This window comes from Parathalassolituus penaei (genome assembly GCF_026626885.1).
Lineage (GTDB): Bacteria > Pseudomonadota > Gammaproteobacteria > Pseudomonadales > Oceanobacteraceae > Oceanobacter > Oceanobacter penaei.
In genome coordinates this window covers 64,191-89,134 of record NZ_JAPNOA010000016.1, presented here as the reverse complement: position 1 = coordinate 89,134, position 24,944 = coordinate 64,191, and the positions used below count along the sequence as shown (strand labels likewise).

Here is a 24,944-nt window from a genome sequence, read left to right as displayed (position 1 = left end):
GGTTGTCACGGCTGATACCGGCAAACAGCAGGCATAAAAAAACACCGCAACAGCAGGGCTGATGCGGTGTTTTTTCAGAGAACAAAGCGGGTCGGTATTAACGACCAGTCCAGAGACCTGTCACTTCTTCACCGGCGGCCTGAGCGTCCGCATGGTAGGAAGAGCGCACCATCGGACCACTGGTCACACGGCTGAAGCCCATTTCCTTGGCGATATCGCCCAGCATCTTGAACTCTTCTGGCGGCACAAAACGATCCACCGGCAAGTGGTTGCGGCTTGGCTGCAGGTACTGACCCAGCGTGATGTGATCGATGTTGTGGGCACGCATGTCCTTCATCACTTCAATCACTTCCTCGTTGGTTTCACCCAGACCCAGCATCAGACCGGATTTGGTTGGAACGTTCGGGCGGCGCGCCTTGTACTGCTTGAGCAGATCCAGCGACCACTGATAATCGGCACCTGGGCGGCTCTGCTTGTACAGACGAGGCACGGTTTCGAGGTTGTGGTTGAACACATCCGGTGGTGTAGCTTCCAAAATATCCAGAGCAATTTCCATACGACCACGGAAGTCCGGCACCAGAACTTCAATCTTGATGTTCGGGCTGTGCTCGCGAGTTTTGCTGATGCAGTGGGCAAAGTGCTCAGCACCACCATCACGCAGGTCGTCACGGTCTACGGAGGTAATCACCACGTATTTCAGACCCATGTCGGCAATCGCCAGCGCCAGGTTTTCCGGCTCTTTTTCGTCCAGAGGATTCGGGCGGCCGTGGCCAACGTCGCAGAACGGGCAACGACGGGTACAAATGTCACCCATGATCATGAATGTCGCCGTACCACCACCAAAACACTCACCGAGGTTCGGGCAGCTGGCTTCTTCACACACGGTGTGCAGCTTGTGTTTACGCAGCTTTTCCTTGATCTCGCTGATCGCAGGAGTGGCTGGGATACGCACACGGATCCAGTCCGGTTTGCGTGGCATTTCTTCGGTCGGAATCACCTTGATCGGAATACGGGCGACCTTGTCGGCACCGCGCAGTTTCTCGCCCTGCACGGCCTTGATCTTTTCACTCATATCTATCACCCCACTGGTGCAAGGATCGGGTCTAGGGACCCTCTGAATAACTCGGTGCCCGCTCTGGCTTATCGGGATGATGACGAATCACGAAGCCGGTTTGATGGCATAGCGAGCTACGTCGAAAACCGGCGACACAGAGTCGTTATCATCCCGAAAGCCCCGAAGGGCGCTGGCTACAGCACGTTTGAGCCGTGTTGGCGAATTTGAAAAGGACTCGTCATTTCACTGCATTCGCCGCCTTGCTCACACGCGCTGTAGCACTCGCGCAGAGCTGTGCAGAGTTATTCAGAGGGGCCCTGGGCGCCCGCTATCGATAATGTCATTTCAGGACTGAGATTCGCGGTCAGACCGCAAACGGCTCAGCAACTGCTTTTGTAATTCATCAGCGACCTGGTCAAACGTCACAGGTTCACGAACCTCGGAGCAGACCTGGGTCATTTGCAGACCGGCATATCCACACGGATTGATACGCAGGAATGGCTCCATGTTCATGTCGATGTTGAGCGCCAGACCATGGAAGGTTTTGGCGTTACGAATCCGCAGACCCAACGAGGCGATCTTGCGGCCATCAACATACACACCAGGAGCATCCGGCTTGGCAAAGGCTTCAACCTGCCAATGCGCCAGAGCGGCAATGATGGAATCCTCAATCAGACTGACCAACTGACGAGGGCCCATGCCCAGACGCCGGATATCCAGCAGCAGATACACCACCAGCTGGCCCGGCCCGTGATAGGTTACCTGACCACCGCGATCCGATTGCACAACCGGGATATCCCCCGGCATCAGCAGGTGCTCGGCCTTGCCGGCCTGGCCCTGGGTGAATACCGGAGAATGTTGCAACAACCAGATTTCATCAGCGGTTTCAGCAGTACGGGACTGGGTGAATTCCAGCATCTGCTGATAACAGGCTTCGTACTCAACAAGGCCCAGATGACGAACCACAATCTCCGTCATCAGAGCACCATGTGAACCAGTTCGTGAGCCCGGAGCGCCTGATGCAGGGTCTCCAGCTGTTCCGGACCAGTTGCTGTAATAAACAGCGTAATGGAGCGGAAGCGGCCGTTACGGCTGTCACGAATCTGGATTTTCTCGACATCAAAACCGGGGGCGTGCAGCTCTACAATATCGAGCACCACCTCACGATAATTGTCGGCCCCAACCCCCACTACCTTGATCGGATAGTTCGGGCAAGGGAACTCGATTTTTGGTGGCTCCGGCGACTGGGCGCCGGCAGCCGGAGGCATTGGAATCAGAGCCATACAGGTATTATCCGAACAGACGAGCCAGGAACAGCTGGATATGGCCAATCATACGGCCAATAAATCCGGACTCTTCAACCGCAGTCAGAGCGATCAGAGGACGGGTATCCAGAACCTCGCCATCCTTGCGCACCACCAGCTTGCCAATTTCCTGGCCCTGAGCGATTGGTGCCAGTGGATATTCTTCCATCTCGATGTCCATGCTCAGCTCGCCTTGCATACCACGAGGAATGGTCAGGTTGAGGTCGCTGGTCAGACCAACGTCGACCTTGCTGCTGGTCCCCAGCCAGACACGGTGCTGACCCAGCACCTCGCCGCCGTTACGCAGCTTGTGGGTTTCGAAATAACGGAAGCCGTAAGACAGCAGCTTCTGGGTTTCCTGAGCACGGGCGGTGTCAGAACGGGTGCCCATCACAACGGCAACCAGACGCATGTCGTCACGCTTGGCGGAAGCTGCCAGACAGAAACCGGCTTCTTCGGTGTGACCAGTCTTCAGACCATCCACCGCAGAATCACGCCACAGCAGACGGTTACGATTCGGCTGGCGAATGTTGTTGTACTCGAAGTATTTCTCGGAATACAGCGGGTAATAAGCTGGGTGATCGTTCACGATGTGCACCGACAGGGTAGCGATGTCACGGGCGGTACTGTAGTGCTGCTCGGATGGCCAGCCAGTAGCGTTTTCGAAGTGACTGTTTTTCATCCCCATACGCTCGGCATACAGGTTCATCCAGTCTGCAAACGCATCTTCGGAACCGGCGAAATATTCCGCCACAGCAACAGAAGCATCGTTACCGGATTGAATGATGATGCCGCGCAGCAGGTCGATCATCGGTACTTCAGTACCTTCGCGCACGTACATCTTGGAACCTTCCATCTGCCAGGCTTTCACGCTGATTGGCACCAGAGTGTCATCAGTGGCTTTGCCATGGTTCATTTCATCGATGGCGATGTAGCTGGTCATCAGCTTGGTAATACTGGCTGGAGGTACTCGCTGGTCGGCATTGTGCTCAACCAGAACCTTGCCGCTGGAAGCGTCCAGCAGGATATAAGCGCTGGCATCCAGTTCAGGTGCGCGCGGAACAATGACGGCAGCGGCGGACCAGCCGGACACCAGCATCAGGCAAAGGCTTACTAAATAGCGCATAGCTCTCAGATTTTTCATTCGAAGGAGTGGAAGGACGACATTGTAACACGCCCGATTGATTTTGCAGGCGGGCAGTTCCGGTGCAGGGTTACAGCGCCCCTGACTTACGGCCGGCTATCTTCTACCGGACGCTGGAAACAAGCAACCCCGCTGGCTGCTGAGCTGATTTGACCGCCCTCGGTCTGTTACTGATAAAGGGACAGCCGTACACTCGTTAACCTGACTGAGCATCCAGAGACCAGGAAGTTCCCCTTATGCCCAAATTTTTGACCCGTGCGCCGCTGGCCCTTGCCGTGACTCTGGCAACCGCTTCCGGCGCCGTAATGGCCCAGATGACCCCGGGTTACAGCGCCTACGAAGTACCGGATTACCAGCAAGGCGAAGCCTGGCTGCAACAGCGTCTGCAACAGACTGATCCAGGCAAAAAAGCCCGCAACCTGATCTTTTTCCTCGGAGACGGCATGAACATCGCCACCCTGACCGCCAGCCGTATTTATCAGGGCCAGCTGATGGGGCGTACCGGCGAAGAAAACTCCCTGTCGTTTGAACGCTTCCCGGCGTCCGCACTGGTGAAAACCTATAACACCAACCAGCAAACCCCGGATTCGGCAGGCACCATCACCGCCCTCATGACCGGAGTCAAAACCGAAGCGGGAGTGTTGTCGATTGGCCCGGAACAGGAGCGGGGGACCTGTGCAGGTGCCAAGGCTCATGAAGTGGCAACCTTGCTGGAAAATGCCAGCGCCGCCGGTTATGCCACCGGCGTGGTCAGTACCGCCCGCATCACCCACGCCACTCCGGCGGCGACTTACGCCCACAGCATTGAACGCGATTGGGAATCCGATGCCGACCTGAGCGAGGAAGCCCGTCAGAATGGCTGTCAGGACATCGCCCGCCAGCTGATTGACCGTGGTTTTGCCGGTGGTCTGGATGTTGCCATGGGTGGTGGTCTGGGTAATTTCCTGCTGGCCAGCGCCAATGGCCGCCGTCAGGACGAAGACCTGACCGCCCGCTTCCGCCAGCAATATCCACAAGGACAATTACTGCTGAGCCGAAATGACCTGATGGCCATGAGCCCGGCCACGCCGATTCTCGGCCTGTTCAGCACCAGCCATATGGATTATGAAGCCGACCGCCGCAAGGCCGACGAACCGGCACAGCCGTCGCTGGAAGAAATGACCCTCACCGCCATTCGTGTTCTGCAAGAACAAACCCGCAGCAGCGACCAGGGCTACGTGCTGGTGATTGAAAGTGGCCGTATCGATCATGCCCACCATGCCGGTAACGCCTACCGGGCGCTGGATGAAACCGTGCAATTATCCGATGCCGTCGCCACCGCCGATCAGCTCACCAACGATGATGACACCCTCATTATTGTGACGGCTGACCATAGCCATACCTTCTCGATGGCCGGTTACCAGCAGCGTGGCGCGCCGATTCTGGGTTATGCCAACGGCAACGAAGACAAGCAGGAAGACACGGCCTACACCACCCTGGGTTATGCCAACGGCCCCGGTGCAACCGCTCACAACCACGACAAGGAACCAGAAGATCCGGATTACCTGCAGGCCGCTCTGGCGCCAATGAGTGATGAAACCCACGGCAGTGATGACGTTGCCGCCCATGCCAAAGGCCCCGGTAGCCAGTGGTTCCACGGCCAGCTGGAACAGAACAGCCTTTATCACCTGATGGTGCAGAGCCTGCAACTGTCGGGTTCTGAATCCGAATCCCGTAGCGCCAATGCGGAGCAGAGCGAATGAAATTCCCGATTGTAACCACCCTGCTCGCCAGCAGCCTGCTGGTTGCCTGCAACGAACCAGCCACCAGCACAGCAGCTCCGGCAAAACCTGTAGAAACCAACAAGGCTACAGCTACAGCTACAGCTACAGCTACAGCTACAGCTACAGCTACAGCTACAGCTACAACTACAAGCACAAGCACAACCAGCCAACCCGCACCGGCAAAAGTGTCGACCTCCAGCAGTGAATGGTTCAAGGCCGGTTCCGCCCAGGCCAGCCAGAAAATGGCCGATACCCAGATCACAGGACAAGCTCGTAACATCGTGCTGGTGATTGGTGATGGTATGGGTATCAGTACCCTGACCGCTGCGCGTATTTTTGCAGGCCAGCAAAAAGGCATGAGTGGTGAAGACTACAGCCTGAGTTTTGAGAAGCTGCCATACAGCGCCCTGATCAAAACCTACAACACCAACCAGCAAACCCCGGACTCCGCTGGCACCATGTCAGCGATTGTGACTGGCACCAAAACCCTTGCCGGCGTGTTGTCGGTGGACGCAACCGTCACCCGTGACGACTGCAATAGTGGCAAAGGCCATGAACTCAACAGCCTGCTGGATCTGGCCGAAGATGCTGGCAAGGCCACCGGTGTACTGACCACCACACGCCTGACCCACGCCACTCCGGCGGCGACTTACGCCCACAGCGTTGATCGCGACTGGGAAGATGACCGTCAGATGCCACAGGCGGCTCGTGATGCCGGTTGTATCGACATTGCCAGCCAGCTGATTGCCTGGCGCACCAACAGCACTAATAGCAACAGCAACAACAGCGATGCCGGTCTTGAAGTGGCCTTTGGGGGCGGTCGCGCCATGTTCCTGCCGGAGCAGGAAAAGGGTGATCGTGCCGACGGCCGCGACCTGACCCGAGAATGGCAACAACAACCGGATCACCACTATGTTGATTCCCTGCAAGCACTGAACGCAGCGGATATGAAAAGCGGCCACTGGCTGGGCCTGTTCGCCAATTCCCACTTGCCGTACGTGGATGATCGTGGCGACAACACGCCGGGCCTGCTGGATATGACCCGCAAAGCCGTTGAACGTCTGTCGCAAAACCAGAATGGTTATGTGCTGGTGATTGAAGCCGGTCGCATCGACCACGCTCATCATGAAGGCAAGGGTTATCGGGCGTTAAAAGAAACCGAAGAACTCGACCAGACTATGAACTGGCTGATCGATCACCTCGATTTTAACAACAGCCTGCTGCTGGTTACCGCCGACCACAGCCACACCCTGACTCTGGCCGGTTACCCGACGTTGGGTAACCCGATTACCGGCGTGGTCAAAACCAACGACGAACATGGCCATCCACGTCCGGACCCGGTAAAGCTCTCTGACGGCGGTTATTACACCTCAATGAACTACCGTAATGGCCCGGGCGCAGTCAGCCAGCCACGTCCGTCGGTGAATCCGGATAACACCAGTGATCCGGACTATCGCCAACAGGCACTGGTGGAACTGGAAAGTGAAACCCACGGTGGTGAAGACGTAGCCGTGTATGGCCGTGGCCCATGGGCACACCTGCTGGGTGGCACCATGGAGCAACATTGGCTGTTCCATCTGATGAAACAGGCGATGACCAGCCCGGCGCAATAATCGGGCTGAAGCAAACCGCTGTCAGTGCTCAAGCGCTGACAGCGGTTTTGTTATTCGCCATCGGCGAAAATACTGCCCGCCTGCGGGCGCGGAATATACAGCTGCAGCCGCGGTGTACCGGTTTGCTGCACATAATGATGTCGGACCCGGAAATTCGGATCAAAACGCCGGGCGCACAACGTCAACCGCACCGTCAACCAGCTGTAATCGTCACGACTGGCGGTTTCAATCCGGACATCGGCCTGATGTTCAATCAACGCCTTGCAGAATGGCTGCAGGGTTTCTTCGAGAGTCTTATCCCGTTGCTGCAGCCGTTCGGCGTCCAGTTCCTGAGTCGCCAGAATCTCGACGTTACGGTCAGCGGCTTTTGGATCAACATTGGATATCCGTGCCGCCAGTGGTTGATAAGCATCCAGCGCCAACGCTTTTACCGTTTGCTCAGGTGTATCCGTTACCGCTGGCCAGGCCACACGCGGATCCTGATCAACCCGGCTCTGAAATGCCTCCAGCCCCGGCGCTTCCGGCGTCAGCCACCAGAGTTGCTCCAGCAACTGCTGTAACCGCCCGTAGTCGGCATAGAGGTAAGCATGTTCGGCCGCCGCCAGCTGCCCCGCACTCCAGCGGTACGCAAAGGGCACAATTCGCAGGTCTGCTGGCCAACGCTGGCGGTAAAGATCAATCTTTTCCATAGCGTTACGGCCAGTCGGCAGCGATAATCGGCCGCGATCAAGGTCTGACTGAATCTCGTTGAGCTGTTGTTCGGCATCGTTGGCACACGCCTGCGACACCAGCAAACACCCCAGAAGTACATTCAGCCACACACGGCGGCGCAACCAGCGGCCACCAAATTGTTTGAGATCCACAGATATTCGCAAGGACTGGACTCTATGTTGATTCGACTGGGCGCTCTGATTTTCGCCCTCCCCGCGCTTGCCCTGCTGGTCCTGTACGGACTGGAGCTGGGTGACGAAGCCAGTGCCAGTATTACCAGCACCTACTATTCACGGCATCCTCTGTTGGTGAATCTTGGCTTGCTGATTTCCACCATCGGCGCGCTGGCCATGTGCTGGGGCATGCTGATCAAGGGACCGTCACGTCGCGACTGATTCGCATCAGACAGCCCCGCCTGTCGCTCAGGCACCACAGCACTTCTTGAACTTGCGCCCGGAACCACACGGACAATCGTCGTTACGGCCGGGACGCAAGGTTTGCCAGCGGGCATCACCATCAACGTAAAACCAGTGGCCGCCCTCTTGCACAAAACGCGAGGTTTCCTGCAGCTGCTGCCATTGTTTGTCACCTTCTTCCTGATACGTCGCCACAAACTGCACGGTACCGTGATCACCATCAACCGCAGACGTCAGCACTTGCAGGCCACTCCAGCGGGTGCCATGGGCCAGCAATTCGCCGCCTGGCCGGGTGCTCTCATGCCAGCTGCGACGCAGGTAATCCTGATCTTCCAGCACAAACGCGGTATAACGGGAACGCATCAGGGCTTCCGGGGAGGACGCCGCCGCGCCCTCCAGCAATGGCCCGCAGCACTCCGCAACCGGTTTGCCGGAACCACATGGGCAAAGACTCACTTCATACCTCCACGTACCAGCACCAGCAGACCATCAAAGGCCTGACGCAGCAACGGACTGAGATCCTGACGGGTAAACGCCGCCAGCATACGCTCACGCATGGCTGGCAAGGTCATGAGGTCAGCAACCAGCGCGTTAAAAGCCTGCTCACCCTGATCGTTACGCGCCAGCGCTTCCAGATACGCCACCAGCACATCACCATCCAGATCCAGCCAGCAACGGCTGGCCATCGCCGCCAGCAGTTCAACCGTGCGCGACGCCGGGTGCGCCAGCATGGCCTGTAATAGCTGCCGACGCTGGGTGATGTTGCGACTTTGTGAAATAGCCCGGGCAAACGCAGCCAGATCAGCGCTGGTCGCGCCTTCACCAATCAGGGTCGCCAGACGATCATTCAGCGCCGAGGTCAAGGCCTGGGTTGGCTGGATGTTTTCCATAAACCCGAGCAGGGCATGTAATGGCACGGTGGGCAGATGTGGAATGGCATTTACCAGCAGGGTTTCGTTGTGATCACGGTCAACCGCCGCCACTACTTCGGCCAGACCTTGCAGGCCCAGCTGCTGCCAGCTGTCCCAACCAATATCACCACCCAGATAGGCACGAGTCGTGGCGTAATAACGGCTGTTGCCAGCGCCCAGCTCCTGCAAGGCCATGGCATGGAAGTAGGCCATACGGGAGGCATCCGGCTTGTAACTGTAAGGCGCTTCACCACGGGCTTCGGGATTGTTGTGAGCCTGCTTCAGGCAGAATGCCACAAAGGCGTCACGAGCAGCGGCTTGTAACAGGTTGCGTTCATCCAGCGGTAATTTGATAAACCAGATACCGTGCTGACCCGGCTTATCCGGATGCCAGCTCATCATCCCCAGCCAGGCGTGTTTCAGGTACGGCGACGGCCATGGCGATTGCATATTCTCGACGGCACGAAACAGATCCAGGTCCATGACCTGAATTCGGCGGCCCATATCAAAAACCCGCATCCGGGCACCCTGCTGTTGCAGCAAATCACTGATAATCACGCATACACTCCTGGCAATCGAAGGAAGCTGAGGCAACGCCCCCGGCAACAAATGCCGCCAGTGTACCAGAATCAGTCGCTCCCGCTGCGTTTGAGCCAGTATCGACTGCGGGGTATCATCGCGCTTTTACCGCTGCATCCAACGGAAAACCTCATGCCATATTCAGCCCTGCAAACCGCGCTGGAACAATTACCGCAGGCACTGCAGCAGGATGGGCTGTGGAGTCATAACGCCCCCACCGCCGCTGCTCTGGCAAGTCAGGTGCCATTTGCTGCCGATACCCTCAGCATCGAGCAGTGGCTGCAGTTTGTGTTACTGCCGCGCCTGAGTCAGCTGCTGCAACAGGGCTTACCGTTGCCACAGTTCCGCAAGGGGCAAGGCATGAGTGGGATGCTGGAGTTGCAATGGCAACAACGCGGTATCAAGGCCCCTGCCACCCTGCAACTGGTGGCGGCTATTGATCGAATTCTGGAGGTTGAATAATGCTGTTTGTGAGTTTTCTGGCAGGTCTGATTATTGGTGGCGGCTGTTGCGGCTGGTGGTTAACTCAACGCTGGCAACGTCAGGTTCAGGATGCAGAAAAAGCCCTGAGCGAGATTGCCGCCCAGCACAAGACCGCCGTTGAAGAAAGCAAGGCCATGAAGCAACAGGTCGCTGATCTGACCTGGCAGTTAAACGACAGCCGCAAAACCGTGCGTTATCTTGAAAGCCGTTATCAGGCACCTAAAAGCGACGAATAAACCTGGGCCCCTCTGAGTTCAGCCGTTTACAAACGCAGCGGCCTGCAGGTTGGCACGCCGTTGTTTGGCCAGACGTTTGGTCAGGCGCTTTTCCAGATCAACGCCATTCTCGTCCGGTGTACGAGTCACCGTTGCCACCGCCAATGCCATGTCGGCCATAGCAGGAGACTGGCGTTGGTCGAGCTGACGCTTGATCCGCTCCATCAGCACAATCGCACCGTCTTCCGGGCAATCCGGCAACATCAATACAAACAGATCATCGCGCAGACGGAAAATATCGTCCCCCGCCCGCACTTCCTGTCGTACCGCCACCACCAGATCAGCCAGAAAATGCGCTACCGCCGCCGCGCCATGCAAATGCAGCAGCTGGCCATATTCCTCAAGGCTCAGACCAATCAGACTGACAGGACGGCGGGCACGTTGACTGCGAGCCACTTCGCGCCCCAGCACCACACTAAAATGACGGGCATTACAGGCCCCTGACACTTCATCGTGCAACATCAGGGAATGCAGCAACGCCTGGCGCTGCAACAGCATGCGTGCCAGCATTGCCACCGCCATCATCACCAGTAGATAAATCATCGCGGCTCGCAGCGCCTCCAGACACGGGTTGTTCAGCAATGCTACAACCAGCACCACCCCGCACATCAATAAATTGATCCGATACGCCAGCCGGTGCTCCAGCATCAGGCAGGACAGAAACGGTACCATCAACAAGCCATGTAATGATGCCTGCAGATCATCCGCCATCAGCCACAGCTGGGGTATGACCAACCCGGTCAACGTCAGCAAACACACCCAGAACGATTGCAAAGCACTGGCTTCCATCCAGATAGCACCGGCAGCCAGTAACAAGAGAGGCGGGGTGAGCATCAGCGCCAGCACCCGTGTATACAAGCCCAGCCAATACAGATCAGCCAACAGTGCCAACATCACCAATGCCAGTACCACGAAGGCCAACGCCCGCAAGCGCAACAGGCGGTTACGATTAACCAGAACTTCCATCATCGGGATATCCCTCCGCTCTGGCAGCAGGCACAGACACGTTCCAGTAAGCTGACGGCATCATCATCAGCACGGTAATTAAGGATCTGCAGGTTGCTGTCATCGAGCACTTCACCAGGCAAGCAATATCGAAGGCGGGAGCGTAACTGGTCGGCATCGTCCTGACGAAAGTTCGGCATCAGCACTACCAGATCGTCGGAGTCCAGACGGTACAAGGCATGTTGCGGCAAACTGGATTCCACAAGCCGCAACGCCAGTACCCGCAAATGATTACGCCAGGCGTCCGGGTTCAAGGCACGCCAGTGAAAAGGGATATGGACGACAGCAAGGGCCAGACGAGTGTTCTGACGATCGGCGCGTGGCACCTCGCGGCGCAAGTCATGTAACAACTGCGCTTGCGGGTAGGCACCGGTGAGAGGATCGGTAACCGGATGTTCAGCCAGCATGATCTGGCTGCTGCGATTCATCCAGGCAAATACCAACGCCACCGCCACACACACCAGATAGGTCGCCAGCACCTGGCCATTGAGCATGGGGTCAGTCCACATCAGACGCCCCAGAAACAGGAGGGAAAATACGCCCCCAACAGCCAACAGCCGTTTCCAGGGCAAGGCAAACGCCAGATAAAACGGCAGCCAGTACGCCATAAATACGGCTTCCAGCTGTTTATCCATCAGGACCAGCATCAACAGACACACAGCGCCGATCAGACCACTGTGCAACCAGCGATACCGCCACGGACGTTCGCTCAGTACCAGCAAGGCGGCACTGAAACCCGACAGGACCGATACCCCCAGCGTCAGTGACGCTTCCAGCGAGCGGCCAGCCAGCCAGTCGATCAGTGACAGGCCCGCCAGCACCGCTGACAGCAACAGCGAATAACGGGCCGCCACCCGCATATCACGGTCACTCGAAAAGCCGAGGTTGCAGTCGCCGCTATACATCGTATTTATCCCTGATCAAAAACTGCCGCCGAGGCAGACAAAGGACTCAGCCACCTGAAAAAATCAGGCCATCCCTGCTGCGTTACTGGTGTATAATAGCCGACTTTTATTCGTTACTGATCGCGCAGGTGTGATTGATGGATGTAAACCAGTACATGCAAACCCTCGGACGTCAGGCGCGCGAAGCCGCGACTGCCATGGCCCGAGCGTCCACCAACGACAAAAACCGTGCCCTGCTGGCCATTGCCGCCGCTATTGAGGAAAACCGTGAGGCACTGAAAGCTGCCAACGCTGAAGACCTCGAAAATGGTCGTGCCCGTGGACTTGATGCTGCTCTGCTCGACCGTCTGGAACTGACCGACGGCCGCATCAATACCATGATTGAAGGCCTGCATCAGGTTGCTACCCTGCCGGACCCGGTTGGTGAAATGACGGATTTCAAATACCGTCCGAGTGGCATCCAGGTTGGCAAGATGCGTGTACCGCTGGGTGTTATTGGCATCATCTACGAAAGCCGTCCGAACGTCACCATCGAAGCTGGCAGTCTGTGCCTGAAATCGGGCAATGCTGCCATCCTGCGTGGTGGTTCAGAGTCCATTGCGAGCAATCGTCTGCTGGCTGGCTGCATTCGTACCGGTCTGGAAGCAGCAGGTCTGCCTGCCACCGCCGTACAGGTGGTAGAAACTACAGACCGCGCTGCCGTTGGTGCCCTGATCACCATGCCAGAATTTGTGGATGTGATTGTGCCACGTGGCGGCAAGAGTCTGATCGAGCGTATCAGCCGTGAAGCCCGTGTTCCGGTGATCAAACACCTTGATGGCATCTGCCATGTGTTTATCGACAAGGATGCCGACTTCAGCAAAGCCACCAATATTGCGATCAACGCCAAGACTCACCGTTACGGTACCTGCAATACCATGGAAACCCTGCTGGTTCACGCCGACGTTGCGGCAGAAATCCTGCCACAACTGGCCGAAGCCTACGTGGCGCTGGGTGTAGAACTGCGTGGTTGTGAAGACGCCCGCGCCCTGTGCCCGGCCATGAATGCCGCCAGCGCCGAAGACTGGGATACCGAATACCTGGCCCCAATTCTGGCGGTACGGGTCGTTGCTTCACTCGATGACGCCATTGCCCATATCAATCGTCATGGTTCCCACCACACCGACAGCATCGTGACCGAAAACTACAGCGCTGGCCGTCGTTTTATCACCGAGGTGGATTCCAGCTCCGTGATGATCAACGCCTCGACCCGTTTTGCTGACGGTTTCGAATACGGTCTGGGTGCCGAAATTGGTATTTCCACCGACAAGATTCACGCCCGTGGCCCGGTTGGACTGGAAGGTCTGACCTCACAAAAATACGTGGTCTTTGGTAATGGTGAAGTGCGTCAGTAAATGACCCGACCATTGCAACAACGGGCTATTCTGGGTGGCACGTTTGATCCGGTTCACGTTGGACATCTGCGGGTAGCCCTGCAGTTGCGTGATGCTGGCTTCGATCGTGTTATCCTGATGCCCAACCATATTCCGCCGCACCGCCCGGCTCCGATTGCCAATACGCCACAGCGTCTGCAGATGCTGGAGCTGGCAGCGGCCGGTCTCGATGGAATTGAGGTCAGTGACCTTGAAGTGTCTCGTCCGGAATCCAGTTACTCCGTAGTAACGCTGGAGACCCTGCGCTCCCAACATCCTGAAGCAGCTTTCTGCTGGGTGGTGGGTACCGATGCCTGGCTGGGCTTTGACCGCTGGCACCGAGCCGATGACATTCTGGAACTGGCCAACCTGCTGGTGATCAATCGCCCTGGCGAACATCCCCGGCAACCGGCCTGGCAACAGCAACAGCTGGAACAACGGGCCTGTGATCTGGCGACCTTGCTGCAAAGCCCGGCAGGTCGTATCTGCCAGCTCGACTGGCCCGGACTCGACATCTCTGCGACAGCCCTGCGCCAGGCCATTCGTCAGGGGGACAACATACAGTTCCTGACGCCTGAACCTGTGCTGGACTATATCCAACACCAACAACTTTACCGATAGAACCGCATGCAAACTGAAGAAATCAAAGCCCTCGTGGTGGAAGCCCTGGACGACATGAAAGCCCGGGACATCACTGTGCTGGACGTACGTGGTCGTACCTCTGTAACCGACTGGATGGTAATCGCCACCGGTACCTCCAACCGTCATGTCAGCGCTGTTGCTGCCAACGTGGAAGAAAAAGCCAAGGCTGCCGGTCTGCGCGCTGCAGGCACCGAAGGCCGCGCGGCTGCCGACTGGGTACTGATCGACCTGTTCGACGTGGTTGTCCACGTGATGACCGATCAGGCTCGCCACTTCTATGACCTCGAACGTCTGTGGGGCGAAGCGCCACTGCAGAACGGAAACGCTGGCCAATGAAGTTACGCCTGCTGGCGGTAGGCAATAAAATGCCTGCCTGGGTGACCGAAGGATACCAGGAATACGCTCGTCGTATGCCGGCTGATTGTGCCCTGGAGCTGGTGGAAATCAGCCCGGGTCACCGCAGCAAAAGCAGCAGCAAGGAAAAAGCCATGCAGCAGGAGGCAGAAGCCCTGCTGCGCGCCATTCGCCCCCAGGATCATCTGATTGCTCTCGATGTGCTGGGAAAACCCTGGTCAACGGAACAACTCAGTGAACAACTGGGTCAGTGGCGTATGGCCGGTGGTGATGTGGCGCTGATCATCGGCGGTCCCGATGGAATCAGTCCCGAACTGCTGGCCAAAGCCAAACAGCGCTGGTCACTGTCCAACCTGACTCTGCCTCATCCGCTGGTGCGGGTGGTGGTAGCGGAACAACTGTATCGCGCCTGGACCCTGCTTCAGGGACATCCTTACCACAAGTGAGCCTGTCATGTGGGAACATTCGTTCCGGGATAAATCGGCGGAAGCCAGTCTGTTCCGCAATCGCGCCATCATACTTGGCATTATCATGGCAATTCTGCTGGGTGTTCTCGCCTGGCGGATGGCGCATTTGCAAATCACGCTGTACGACAAGTACCGTAATCTGTCGGAAAACAACCGCATCAAGATCCGCCCGCTTGATCCCAAGCGTGGTCTGATTTACGACCGCCACGGCGAACTGCTGGCCGAAAACGCTCCCAGTTACAGCCTGACCCTGGTGGTTGAAAAGGTCCGTGATCTGGAAAAAACCATCGACTTCCTGAACGAGCTGATCGGTATTTCTGACCGTGATCGCGAACAGTTTATGAAGCGTATCGACTATCGTCGCCGCCCGTTCGAACCTATCACCCTGCGCCAGCAACTGACCGAAGATGAAATCGCCAAGGTTATGGTAAACCGTAACTTCCTGCGCGGCGTTGACGTCGAAGCGCAACTGGTACGTTACTACCCTGAAGGCGACACCTTCGCTCACGTGCTCGGTTACGTTGGCCGGATCAACCAGGCAGAGCAAGACAAACTCGACGCCGATCCCGATCTCAAACGCCGCTACAGTGCTTCCCAGTACATCGGCAAACAGGGTGTCGAGAAACGCTACGAAGAAGTCCTGCACGGCGAGCCGGGTTACCAGAAGATTGAAACCAACGCCCGTGGTCGTGCCTTGCGCGTCCTCGAACAGGTTGATCCGGTGCCAGGTCAGGACATCACCCTGCAGCTCGATGCCGGACTGCAACGTCTGGCCAAAGCCCAGATGGGTGAACGTCGTGGTGCCGTAGTTGCCATCGAAGTCAAAACCGGTGGCATTCTGGCTCTCTACAGTAACCCAGGCTTCGACCCGAACCTGTTTGTATCCGGCATTTCCCACGTCGACTACAACAATCTGCGTGACGACCCCGACCTGCCGCTGTTCGATCGTGCCACCCGCGGCCGTTACCCGCCAGCGTCCACACTCAAGCCATTTATTGGTCTGGGCACCGTGGATATGGGCATCACCAACTGGACTCGCGAAATCTACGACCCTGGTTATTTCCAGCTGGATGCTGGCGGCCGCTTCTACCGTGACTGGAAACGTACCGGCCACGGTTTTGTTAACCTTGAACGGGCCATTATTGAATCCTGCGACATCTATTTCTATGACGTTGCCAACCGTGCCGGTATCGACCGTATCAACCCATTCCTAGCGCAATTCGGTTTTGGCCAGAACATGAGTCTCGACGTTGACGATGCCCTGCCGGGCCTGCTGCCTGGACGCGAATGGAAACGCAAAACCTACCGCGCTGGCTGGTGGGCCGGTGATACCGTGAACCTGGGGATCGGTCAGGGCTACATGCTCGCCACACCGCTACAACTGGCAACCGCCACCGCCCTGCTCGCCAACCGCGGCAAATGGCAGATTCCACACCTGATCAAGGCCCGTAACGGCGTTGACGAAGTACTGGAACATGGCCCGATTCCGGATGTTGTACTCAACCAGAGCAGCAACTGGGACAAGATGTTTGAAGCCATGCACAAGGTGGTCAGCAGCCCATCCGGTACAGCCCGCGCCCTGCAAGCTCACCTCGACTTCAGCATCGCCGGCAAAACCGGTACCGCACAGGTGGTGGGGATCAAACAGGATGCCAAATACGACTCAGCGGCTCTGAAGGAACGTCAGCGTGACCACGCCTTGTTTATCTCCTTCTCGCCGGTAGAAGACCCTAAAATTGCCGTGGCGGTTATCGTCGAAAACGGTGAATCAGCGGGCAAGACCGCGGCTCCTATTGCCCAGCAAATTATCAACGCCTACCTCGGAGACAACCCGGGCTGATATGAAAGATTTCAGTCGTACCCTCAGTGGCAGCAGCCTGAGCGGCTTCGCCCGCAGTCGCGCCTGGCTCGCCCGACTGCACATCGACCTGATCCTGCTGCTGCTACTGATGTTGCAGTGTGGTGTTGGCCTGCTGATTCTCTATAGCGGCAGCGGCAAGGAAATGGGGATGGTGATCCGCCAATTCGTGCACATGTGTATTGGCATGACCGTGCTGTTTACCATTGCCCAATGTCCACCGCGTCTGTTCCAGATGGTCGCGCCCTGGGCCTACAGCGTCGCCGTGTTCCTGCTGATGTGTGTGCTGTTGTTCGGCACCATCGCCAAAGGTGCCCAGCGCTGGCTCGACCTGCCGGGCCTGCCACGTTTTCAGCCCTCGGAGATCGTCAAACTGGTATTGCCGCTGACCATTGCCTGGTTTATGTCGAAACGCCCGGTTCCTCCGCGCATCACCGACCTGATGATCGCCGCCGTGATGATTCTGGTGCCAACCGCGCTGATCCTGAAACAACCCGACCTCGGCACGTCCTTGCTGATCTGTGCCTCCGGTGTTCTGGTGCTGTTTTTTTCCGGCATGTCATGGCGGCTGATTTTTACCCTGATTGCCATTGTCGCCGCCTGTGCACCACTGCTGTGGTTCTTTGTAATGCACGACTATCAGAAACAGCGGGTGCTGACTTTCCTGAATCCGGAAAGTGATCCGCTGGGTACTGGCTGGAACATTATCCAGTCGAAAACCGCTATCGGTTCCGGTGGTGTAGATGGCAAGGGTTACTTGCAAGGCACCCAGTCGCAGCTGGAGTTTCTGCCGGAAAGTCATACGGACTTTATTATTGCGGTACTCGCCGAAGAACTGGGCCTGATCGGAGTTTGCCTGCTGCTGGTATTGTACGCAGCAATCATTTTGCGCTGTCTTATACTGTCCAGTCGCGCCGAAACCCTGTTTGGTCGCTTGCTGGCTGGCAGTCTTTCTGCCACCTTTTTTATCTATGTATTTGTGAATATCGGTATGGTTAGCGGAATTCTGCCGGTCGTCGGTGTACCGTTGCCGCTCGTAAGTTACGGCGGAACCTCGGTGGTAAGCCTGCTATCGGCCTTTGGCCTGATCATGTCGATGTCGACGCATAAAAAACGCTAACCCAGGAAGGCCTCATGCAGATCCGCCACGCGCTCGCACTGCTTATTGCCACTACCTCACTGGCAGCCAACGCCGGTTACGAGGATCACCCACGTTTCGCCGAGTTCGCCGCAGAACTGAAGTCCGAATACAACGTTCCGGAAGACGAAGCTCGCCGTTGGTTGAGTGAAGCCAAACGCATGGACTCAGTACTGGAAGCCATCCAGCGTCCAGCCGAAGGCACCATGGAATGGGATCGTTATCAGGACATATTCCTGACCAGCAAACGCATTGATGCAGGCCGTGAATTCCTGAAAAAACATGCCGATCTGCTGGCCGCTGCCGAACAGAAATACGGTGTGCCTCGCCAGATCATCGCCGCCATTATCGGTGTTGAAACCTTTTATGGAGCTCGCCAGGGTAACTATCGCGTGCTCGATTCACTCGCCACACTGGCGTTTGATTATCCAAAGCGCCCGATTTTCTGGCGTGAGTTAAAAGCCTTGTTTGCCCTCGCTGAAGTGGAAGGCGTGGATCCCGGCACTATCAAGGGGTCCTACGCAGGTGCCATGGGTTATGGCCAGTTTATTCCAACCAGTTACCTCGCCTACGCCGTTGATGGTGATGGTGATGGCAAACGCGACCTCTGGAACAACCCGGCCGATGCCATTTTCAGTGTCGCCGCCTACTTCAATAAACATGGTTGGGCTACCGACCAACCGGTTATTGAACCGGCACGTCTGAAAGGCAACGCCTATGAGCCTGTCATCAACGACGACCTGCAACCAAAATGGACCGTCGCCAGTCTGGCCCAGATGGGTGCCGAAGCCACTGTCGCACTCGACCCGAACGCCAGTGCCAACCTGGTGCGCCTGATTGGTAAGCAAGGCCCAGAGTACTATGTCGGCCTAAACAACTATTATGTCATTACCCGTTATAACCACAGCCGCCTGTACGCCATGGCGGTATACCGTCTGAGTGAGGCGATTCGTTGAAATTAGCTCTGGTTCTGACAGCTGCCGCCCTGTTATTGGGTGGCTGCTCCAGTACTCCCGAGAACACGGATGATCAGGGATACGAAGAGGCCAACAAGGGCCGCTATCAGCACGACAAGGATTTCCGCCCGGATGACAATCCGGATGCCGAAAGTGAACCGGTACCGCGCTCGGAACCCATGTCGGTAAACGGTAACCGTCCGGTTTACAGCGTTAACGGCAAGACCTATCGGGTTGTAATGCCTCCAGCCAACTACAGCGAAACCGGTACGGCTTCCTGGTATGGCATGAAGTTTCATGGCCATGACACCGCCAGCGGTGAGGAATACAACGTCTACCGCTTTACCGCGGCACACAAGACATTGCCGATTCCCAGTTACGTGCGGGTCACCCGTCTCGATAACAAAAAATCGGTGGTTGTAAAAGTGAACGATCGTGGCCCGTTTCACGAAGACCGGATTATCGACCTGTCCTACGCAGCGGCTCGCAAGCTGGGCGTGGATATTTCCGGCACTGCACCGGTTCGGATTGATCTGCTCAAAGCTCCCCTGACGCAAAAGGTGTTATGGGTACAGGTTAGCGCGTTGGCTGACCGTAACGCTGCCGAAGTTCAGAAAAAAGAGTTAAAACAGGCGTTGGCACCCATGGCATGGCCAGTGGAGATCTACGCTAGCAACAAGAACAACGTCAACCTGCATCGGGTGCGTATTGGCCCGGTTCCGGAAGGTGAACCTCTGCAGCAACTGTTATCACGGCTGCGCCAGCTCAGTATCGACAAACCGGTGCTGCTGACCGAGCCACAGCTCTGATAACAACCCGCTGTTGTATCGGCAATCCCTCGTTGCCTGCCTGTAATACACGGCAGGTACGCAGGATTTTTATTTGCGCCCCATAAAAAAATGGGCCTGGATCAAACGATCAGGCCCGAGGCAAGGGTACTCAGCGCAGAAAAAATATTCGGTCAGTGCAGGCACTCACCCCGACTCTTCAGAAGAACCGGTTTTAACCAGCAGCGGGGTAAATGCTACCGGCCAAAAATTGACGGGGACACTTACTCGCCAGTGCCGTGCTTGGAAATGTCTTTACGGATGGCGATATACACACCGGCAAAGAACGCACAGGTCAAACCAACGATCAGTAGTCCAGCAAATACAACCTCATCCATAAACATAGCCATCACCTCTTGTTTTCCAGGGCCTTGGCCCCCGTTTGATGTAATCACTTTAGCAGCCATGCCTGTATGCAAATTGATACATATCAAAGGCATTCGGGCATGAATCTATGAACAGGAAACGGGCTTGATGTGCATCAACTTTGATGAACGCTACGGGCAAAGACCCAAAGCGGATAACACTTATGGAAGATACAAAGACATGATCCTGGCATGCAGGATAAGAAGAAAAGTCAGAGAAACCTGGTACCAGCGTCATTGGAACGCTGTCATGCAGACAGATTTGTAATCACATACATCCATCTCAACACAGCCTTTGGTTGTAACTGGCTATTGCCCATTTTCTCCCCAGAAAGGGGCAATGTTGGCCAAGTCGCACCAAAAGGCTGCACAAACTGGACAATCAGCCGTTGACGATACGTCCACGGTAAACTCGAGTTGAAGGGCCAATTCGTTCACGGTCATCCATCATAACCGTAGCACCCCGATAGGTACGGTTGGCCACTGGAGCGGCGGCAGGTTCCTGAGTAGGCAGGAACTCTTCGATCAGCTGTAGCAACTCTTCGCTTACACCGCTTTTAACCAGCAAACGCAGGTCATTTTCCAATGTTGCAGAGTCATAGTGAATAACGCAGCCTTGTTCGTCTTTGGCCAGGCGTTTGATTTTTTGCAGCAGAGCAATGCTGGTGCGGCTGAATTCAACCATTGTGATCTCTCCCCCGAATGATCAGTTCATTCAGGGAGCTGCAAGGGTCATACCATGCTTTGAGATTGACCTACGGATTTTGTCGCATGAGCTACCAGTACCTGTCGCGAATAGGCTTCAAATTGCTCCGCAACCCGCTTCCAGCCCAGTAATTCGGCCTGCTGACGCGAAAGCCGTCCAGCAGCAACAAGATCCTGTGCCAATAACCGCCGGACAGAATCAACAAATGCCCACTCGTCTCCTGCCTTGGCCAATTCGCCATTGCACCCTGATGAAACATATTGCCCTGCAGCTGCTACATCAAAGGCCACTATTGGCAAACCACTTGCCATCGCCTCCAGAGTCACTAACCCAAAGGTTTCGGTCATACTTGGAAAAACAAACAGGTCTGCAGAAGCAAAATGCTGAGCCAGTTCAGTACCGGTCTTCACACCACAAAAGTGAATATCCGGATATTCACGTTGTAACTGCTCCCTCAGAGGACCATCCCCGACCAGTACCAGCTGCAAGCCTGGGTGTTGCTGACGTAACTGCTGCCAACTGTGCACCACCAGAGGGATATTCTTTTCCGCTGCCAGACGACCAACATACATCATCACCGGGCCGCTCTGATCTGCCAGCCACTGCTGACGCAAACTCTGGCTACGACGACGCGGATCAAACAGCGTGCAGTCCACACCATGAGGCAGGATCTCAACGGATTCGAAACCATCGGCCAGCAAGGTCGTTTGCATATCAGGTGCTGGTACCATAGTCAGCGCGGTACGATTGTGAAAGTGGCGCAGCCAGGCCAGCATCAGCGTCTGTACCCAGCCAAAGCCGTAATGGCTGCTGTAACGGTGAAAATTGGTATGGAAGGAGCTGATCACCGGAATGCCACGCTGACGAGCCTCTGCCAGTGCTGCAGCGCCCAAAGGGCCTTCTGTGACGAGATAGACAAGGTCCGGGGTAAAGCTGTCCCAGGCTTCACAGATACGTTCGCGCGAAGGCCAGCCAACCTGAACATCGGGATAAAAGGGCAAACGGATACCGCGGCACCATACTTCTTCTTCCTGTGAAGTCCAGGCCGCGTGAGGACGGGTTCTGACCAGCTGCACCCGGAAGCGTTGTCGGTCAAGAGCCCGCAAAAGCTGGCTCAGCGAATTGGCAACACCGTTTACATCCGGAATATAGGTTTCAGTAACAATACTGATTCGTACAGGGGCCATGCTTCACCGGCATCGTGACGTGTTACTCGTCAGTCTGCCAGTGAGGCGATGACATTATCGTGACGATGCGATATCAGTCAGCGATTTCTGCGCCCAGTTTGGCCAGACGGTAGCGCAGCTGACGAGGCGTCAGGCCCAGCACCTTGGCGGCCATGGTTTTATTACCACTACATTTGTTGATGGCCGCCATGATCTCATCCAGTTCGTTCTCCTGAACGCGCTGGTAAGGACGGGCGTACAGGGTCTTGAAATTAGGCACCACCTGGGTTGCCAGCACCTGGGCAATCTGGGCACCAAGACAACGGATCAGGCCCATATCCAGCTGGTCGGCACGGGCACCACGCAGATCCATCACCAGCACCGCCAGCACAGACTGACGCAGTACCAGTGGTACCAGAAGACAGCGGTCTTGCAGGGTCAGAGTCGCAGAATGGTGATCAAAACGATCCGGGCGCTCGGAACCTTCCTTGATGACCAGCCATTCGCGGGATTCAAACTGACGGCACAGGGCGTGCTGCACAGCGAAGCTGTAGACACCGTTGCTGACACCAGTAGAGCAGTACTGAGCACGGAAGCGGCTTGGAGAATCTGGCAATGCGATCGACACGTTACGCAGACCAGTTTGTTCAGACACCAGCATCAGCATACGCTGAACACAATCTTCATCTTGATAACGGCCTTCAATGATGTCAGCAAGGGTATCGAGCCATGAGGCAGAAGCCTGGGCGCGTGTCTGACGGTAATCCTGGATATCGGCGATTTTGTACATAGTCAGGTCCTCCTGGTATGACTTGTCTATCGCAAGGTCCGTACCAGTTTTTATAAGAACCGAATTTTTTTTGTCCAGAGGGAGCGGGCAACACTGAACGATTGACCAATTTGAAGAGAATGGCAGCAGATTGACGACAATTGATCCGAAAATCGAAACCAAGCGCGTAGAGTTCTTCGATTTTGAATCAATTGTATCGAAAGACTAATCCAGAATAGCAACTGGCAGATAGTACAACGACATACCAATCGGTCTGACCCGGATCAGGTCAGACCGGCAAAATCACGACAAAGGCTACAAACAAGGTAGAAAACGCACAAAAACAGGCCGGAATGGGTCAGCCTGGCAACTGCGTGCACTGTTATGCAGCGCCAGGATCATCATCAGGCATGTATTCTTTCTTGAGCCAGCGCGCAAAGAAACGGCAGGCATCCTGACTGGTAAAAATGCCAGCCAACTTTTCATTACGCATCACCAGAACCGCGCTCAGACCTTCTTCTGCCATCCCCTGCAGCACCACATCGAGACGGGTATGCAGATCAACATGAGCAAAGCGGCGCTGGCACACATCTCCAGCGGTCATTTCATCAGCATCTGCCAGACCGTGACCAGGGGAACAGGCCAGCTTCACTTCTTCGGAAGTCAGCACCCCCACCACCGAAGAACCGGCAAGCACAGGTAAATGGTGACAACGATGTTCTTCCATCAGGGTGGCAGCCTGACGCAGCGGAGTCTCCTCACTAACGTGCAATGGAAAGGCAGTCATGGCCTCGGTCAGGGTTGGCATGTGTCTCATGAAACTCTCCGGATAGACAACAAGTGTTACAACGGAGCCGCAAGCGGCGAATCAGACGCCCATTTTCTGCAGGGTATCAACAATCTGGCGCAGAATTGCCGTCAGGGATGGATGCTCGGCATCAAAGCGGCCAACGGCTTCATCAAGACCATCGGTGACGGACGCAGCGGCCGCCGGCTCCACGGTTTCGATATCACGAGCCAACTGTCGTAACATAGCAGCAGCTTCATCATCAATAGATGGATTAGCAGACAGCTCTTTATGCAAAAGCGCCAGTTGTTCTTTGAGTGTAGATGACATAGATATCTCCTTTTTCTTTGTTTCAGTCTATCCAAGCAATAGCACATTGCACATGCCCGTAATCAACCAGACAAGAGAAAAGGGAGTTGAATACTGAACGGCAGGTCTTGCAACCTGCCTGAATAAGGAGTTGAAAGTCTGAATATTACTCAGATGCTGCCTTGCAAGCAGGCTTGGAAATAAAATGGCATACCACAGCTTGCAGCAATCCGCCCCAGCGGATGGCTGATTCCCTGATCACCGATATACACCATCACTACCGATGACAAATCCAGGCATTGTAATCCAGGAAGCACCATAGAAAGCGCGTTCACCAGTGCGGTATGACTGGATGACAATGGCACCCAAAGCGTATGCGTACCTGCCAGTGACGCCATAAAGTCCAGTAACTGCCTTCCTGCCTGATCCAGACTCTGATGCGGATCCAGCCAGAAGATATTGATCTGTGAATATTGGGTCAGGTGATTAAAACGAACCACATGCTCGACCACTGGTAACATACTCTCCACCAGCTCACGCTGATTAAGAGCATGATCATCCGAATCATCCGGATTGATAGCAGGCAGATTGATCAGTTTGATCAATGGTGCAGCCTGGCGGCGAGAAAAATCCTGTTTTACATGGTTGGCAAGTCTCCATTCCTTTAACTTGCCGGTTCTCTGAGCTTCCATCGCATCCCCCGATCACAAAGCCGGTTAAGTCCCAGACAACAGTCCGGGCTCGACATAACGCAACTGCAGGATTGATGCCAAATATTATTTATTCAGAAAAAAGCTAGAAATCGAGCACCTCGACCAATACGGTCTTGATTATAAATCCCAGCATCCCCAGACCCAGCGCAAAAAACAGTACGCCCATCCCAAACTTTCCGGCGTTAGAACGCTTGGCAAGGTCGTAAATGATAAAGAGCATGAACAGGATCAGCACACCAATGCCTAGATCCATCGCCACGCCTTCAAACTTGCTGATATTCATTCTGTGTTACCTTTGTGGGCTCAATGCCA

The 24,944-nt window shown here is 55.8% G+C and carries 31 protein-coding genes; 14 read left to right on the top strand and 17 right to left on the bottom strand.

Features of this window, described 5'->3' with window-relative positions:
- Positions 1 to 97: 97 nt before the first annotated feature.
- The 4 genes from lipA to OUO13_RS03595 form a co-directional block, all read right to left on the bottom strand.
- A complete protein-coding gene (gene lipA / locus OUO13_RS03610; protein WP_283172482.1) occupies positions 98 to 1,072 on the bottom strand; it encodes a lipoyl synthase in 975 nt (324 codons plus the stop codon).
- A gap of 327 nt (positions 1,073 to 1,399) precedes the next feature.
- Positions 1,400 to 2,032 (bottom strand): lipoyl(octanoyl) transferase LipB, encoded by a 633-nt coding sequence (lipB, locus tag OUO13_RS03605; protein WP_283172481.1) that lies wholly within the window; start codon positions 2,030 to 2,032, stop codon positions 1,400 to 1,402.
- Positions 2,032 to 2,337: a YbeD family protein gene (locus OUO13_RS03600; RefSeq protein ID WP_283172480.1), complete on the bottom strand. Its 306-nt coding sequence runs from the start codon at positions 2,335 to 2,337 to the stop codon at positions 2,032 to 2,034. Before OUO13_RS03600 ends, lipB begins: the two co-directional genes overlap by 1 nt.
- 7 nt (positions 2,338 to 2,344) lie before the next feature.
- A complete protein-coding gene (locus OUO13_RS03595; RefSeq protein ID WP_283172479.1) occupies positions 2,345 to 3,484 on the bottom strand; it encodes a D-alanyl-D-alanine carboxypeptidase family protein in 1,140 nt (379 codons plus the stop codon).
- A gap of 254 nt (positions 3,485 to 3,738) precedes the next feature.
- Between OUO13_RS03595 and OUO13_RS03590 the strand changes: the two genes are divergently transcribed.
- Genes OUO13_RS03590 through OUO13_RS03580 form a run of 3 tightly spaced genes read left to right on the top strand, consistent with a single transcriptional unit; the run spans position 3,739 to position 6,878 of the window.
- Complete coding sequence (locus OUO13_RS03590) at positions 3,739 to 5,244, top strand: alkaline phosphatase (RefSeq protein ID WP_283172478.1); 1,506 nt, start codon at positions 3,739 to 3,741, stop codon at positions 5,242 to 5,244.
- Positions 5,225 to 5,470, top strand: a complete 246-nt coding sequence (locus tag OUO13_RS03585; protein ID WP_283172477.1) for a hypothetical protein — start codon at positions 5,225 to 5,227, stop codon at positions 5,468 to 5,470. Before OUO13_RS03590 ends, OUO13_RS03585 begins: the two co-directional genes overlap by 20 nt.
- Positions 5,451 to 6,878: an alkaline phosphatase gene (locus OUO13_RS03580; RefSeq protein ID WP_283172476.1), complete on the top strand. Its 1,428-nt coding sequence runs from the start codon at positions 5,451 to 5,453 to the stop codon at positions 6,876 to 6,878. The genes OUO13_RS03585 and OUO13_RS03580 overlap by 20 nt, the downstream gene beginning before the upstream one ends.
- Before the next feature lie 50 nt (positions 6,879 to 6,928).
- Here the strand turns inward: OUO13_RS03580 and OUO13_RS03575 are convergent, their stop codons facing one another.
- The gene (locus tag OUO13_RS03575) at positions 6,929 to 7,741 is read right to left on the bottom strand and encodes a hypothetical protein (RefSeq protein ID WP_283172475.1); all 813 of its coding nucleotides are present in this window, start codon (positions 7,739 to 7,741) and stop codon (positions 6,929 to 6,931) included.
- A gap of 24 nt (positions 7,742 to 7,765) precedes the next feature.
- Between OUO13_RS03575 and OUO13_RS03570 the strand changes: the two genes are divergently transcribed.
- Positions 7,766 to 7,984, top strand: a complete 219-nt coding sequence (locus tag OUO13_RS03570; RefSeq protein ID WP_283172474.1) for a hypothetical protein — start codon at positions 7,766 to 7,768, stop codon at positions 7,982 to 7,984.
- 27 nt (positions 7,985 to 8,011) lie between these two features.
- Here the strand turns inward: OUO13_RS03570 and OUO13_RS03565 are convergent, their stop codons facing one another.
- A complete protein-coding gene (locus tag OUO13_RS03565) occupies positions 8,012 to 8,461 on the bottom strand; it encodes a YchJ family protein (protein ID WP_283172473.1) in 450 nt (149 codons plus the stop codon).
- Positions 8,458 to 9,474 carry a DUF3549 family protein gene (locus OUO13_RS03560; protein ID WP_283172472.1) on the bottom strand — a complete coding sequence of 339 codons (1,017 nt, stop codon included), beginning with the start codon at positions 9,472 to 9,474 and terminating at the stop codon, positions 8,458 to 8,460. Before OUO13_RS03560 ends, OUO13_RS03565 begins: the two co-directional genes overlap by 4 nt.
- 153 nt (positions 9,475 to 9,627) lie before the next feature.
- On the opposite strand from OUO13_RS03560, the gene OUO13_RS03555 reads away from it, so the two are divergent.
- Positions 9,628 to 9,957, top strand: a complete 330-nt coding sequence (locus OUO13_RS03555; protein ID WP_283172471.1) for a YqcC family protein — start codon at positions 9,628 to 9,630, stop codon at positions 9,955 to 9,957.
- Positions 9,957 to 10,214, top strand: coding sequence for a hypothetical protein (locus OUO13_RS03550; RefSeq protein ID WP_283172470.1), 258 nt, complete (start codon positions 9,957 to 9,959; stop codon positions 10,212 to 10,214). The genes OUO13_RS03555 and OUO13_RS03550 overlap by 1 nt, the downstream gene beginning before the upstream one ends.
- A gap of 18 nt (positions 10,215 to 10,232) precedes the next feature.
- Here the strand turns inward: OUO13_RS03550 and OUO13_RS03545 are convergent, their stop codons facing one another.
- Entirely contained in the window at positions 10,233 to 11,222 is a 990-nt protein-coding gene (locus OUO13_RS03545) for a GGDEF domain-containing protein (protein WP_283172469.1), read from the bottom strand.
- Positions 11,219 to 12,163 (bottom strand): GGDEF domain-containing protein, encoded by a 945-nt coding sequence (locus OUO13_RS03540; RefSeq protein ID WP_283172468.1) that lies wholly within the window; start codon positions 12,161 to 12,163, stop codon positions 11,219 to 11,221. The genes OUO13_RS03545 and OUO13_RS03540 overlap by 4 nt, the downstream gene beginning before the upstream one ends.
- A 137-nt stretch (positions 12,164 to 12,300) precedes the next feature.
- Here OUO13_RS03540 and OUO13_RS03535 point away from each other — a divergent pair, with 137 nt between their 5' ends.
- Genes OUO13_RS03535 through OUO13_RS03500 form a run of 8 tightly spaced genes read left to right on the top strand, consistent with a single transcriptional unit; the run spans position 12,301 to position 19,799 of the window.
- A complete protein-coding gene (locus tag OUO13_RS03535) occupies positions 12,301 to 13,557 on the top strand; it encodes a glutamate-5-semialdehyde dehydrogenase (protein ID WP_283172467.1) in 1,257 nt (418 codons plus the stop codon).
- Positions 13,558 to 14,196, top strand: a complete 639-nt coding sequence (gene nadD / locus OUO13_RS03530) for a nicotinate-nucleotide adenylyltransferase (protein ID WP_283172466.1) — start codon at positions 13,558 to 13,560, stop codon at positions 14,194 to 14,196.
- A 6-nt stretch (positions 14,197 to 14,202) separates the two neighbouring features.
- Positions 14,203 to 14,553 (top strand): ribosome silencing factor, encoded by a 351-nt coding sequence (gene rsfS, locus OUO13_RS03525; protein WP_283172465.1) that lies wholly within the window; start codon positions 14,203 to 14,205, stop codon positions 14,551 to 14,553.
- On the top strand, positions 14,550 to 15,017 hold the full coding sequence (gene rlmH / locus OUO13_RS03520) for a 23S rRNA (pseudouridine(1915)-N(3))-methyltransferase RlmH (protein WP_283172464.1): 468 nt from the start codon (positions 14,550 to 14,552) through the stop codon (positions 15,015 to 15,017). Before rsfS ends, rlmH begins: the two co-directional genes overlap by 4 nt.
- Before the next feature lie 7 nt (positions 15,018 to 15,024).
- The gene (mrdA, locus tag OUO13_RS03515; RefSeq protein ID WP_283172463.1) at positions 15,025 to 16,878 is read left to right on the top strand and encodes a penicillin-binding protein 2; all 1,854 of its coding nucleotides are present in this window, start codon (positions 15,025 to 15,027) and stop codon (positions 16,876 to 16,878) included.
- Position 16,879: 1 nt separating this feature from the next.
- On the top strand, positions 16,880 to 18,016 hold the full coding sequence (gene rodA, locus OUO13_RS03510; RefSeq protein ID WP_283172462.1) for a rod shape-determining protein RodA: 1,137 nt from the start codon (positions 16,880 to 16,882) through the stop codon (positions 18,014 to 18,016).
- Between the two features lie 14 nt (positions 18,017 to 18,030).
- A complete protein-coding gene (gene mltB / locus OUO13_RS03505; protein ID WP_283172461.1) occupies positions 18,031 to 18,990 on the top strand; it encodes a lytic murein transglycosylase B in 960 nt (319 codons plus the stop codon).
- Positions 18,987 to 19,799: a septal ring lytic transglycosylase RlpA family protein gene (locus tag OUO13_RS03500; RefSeq protein WP_283172460.1), complete on the top strand. Its 813-nt coding sequence runs from the start codon at positions 18,987 to 18,989 to the stop codon at positions 19,797 to 19,799. Before mltB ends, OUO13_RS03500 begins: the two co-directional genes overlap by 4 nt.
- A gap of 242 nt (positions 19,800 to 20,041) precedes the next feature.
- Here the strand turns inward: OUO13_RS03500 and ccoM are convergent, their stop codons facing one another.
- The 8 genes from ccoM to OUO13_RS03460 all read right to left on the bottom strand — a co-directional run bounded on the left by ccoM (position 20,042) and on the right by OUO13_RS03460 (position 24,915).
- Positions 20,042 to 20,167, bottom strand: coding sequence for a cytochrome c oxidase subunit CcoM (ccoM, locus tag OUO13_RS03495; protein WP_283172459.1), 126 nt, complete (start codon positions 20,165 to 20,167; stop codon positions 20,042 to 20,044).
- Between the two features lie 397 nt (positions 20,168 to 20,564).
- A complete protein-coding gene (locus tag OUO13_RS03490) occupies positions 20,565 to 20,867 on the bottom strand; it encodes a hypothetical protein (RefSeq protein WP_283172458.1) in 303 nt (100 codons plus the stop codon).
- A 47-nt stretch (positions 20,868 to 20,914) separates the two neighbouring features.
- On the bottom strand, positions 20,915 to 22,075 hold the full coding sequence (locus OUO13_RS03485) for a glycosyltransferase family 4 protein (RefSeq protein ID WP_283172457.1): 1,161 nt from the start codon (positions 22,073 to 22,075) through the stop codon (positions 20,915 to 20,917).
- Between the two features lie 73 nt (positions 22,076 to 22,148).
- On the bottom strand, positions 22,149 to 22,844 hold the full coding sequence (locus OUO13_RS03480; RefSeq protein WP_283172456.1) for a GAF domain-containing protein: 696 nt from the start codon (positions 22,842 to 22,844) through the stop codon (positions 22,149 to 22,151).
- A 361-nt stretch (positions 22,845 to 23,205) separates the two neighbouring features.
- The gene (locus tag OUO13_RS03475; RefSeq protein WP_283172455.1) at positions 23,206 to 23,640 is read right to left on the bottom strand and encodes a CBS domain-containing protein; all 435 of its coding nucleotides are present in this window, start codon (positions 23,638 to 23,640) and stop codon (positions 23,206 to 23,208) included.
- 51 nt (positions 23,641 to 23,691) lie between these two features.
- Positions 23,692 to 23,940: a DUF4404 family protein gene (locus tag OUO13_RS03470; protein ID WP_283172454.1), complete on the bottom strand. Its 249-nt coding sequence runs from the start codon at positions 23,938 to 23,940 to the stop codon at positions 23,692 to 23,694.
- 149 nt (positions 23,941 to 24,089) lie between these two features.
- Positions 24,090 to 24,524: a hypothetical protein gene (locus OUO13_RS03465; RefSeq protein ID WP_283172453.1), complete on the bottom strand. Its 435-nt coding sequence runs from the start codon at positions 24,522 to 24,524 to the stop codon at positions 24,090 to 24,092.
- Between the two features lie 190 nt (positions 24,525 to 24,714).
- Complete coding sequence (locus OUO13_RS03460) at positions 24,715 to 24,915, bottom strand: DUF2788 domain-containing protein (protein WP_283172452.1); 201 nt, start codon at positions 24,913 to 24,915, stop codon at positions 24,715 to 24,717.
- Positions 24,916 to 24,944: the final 29 nt, after the last annotated feature.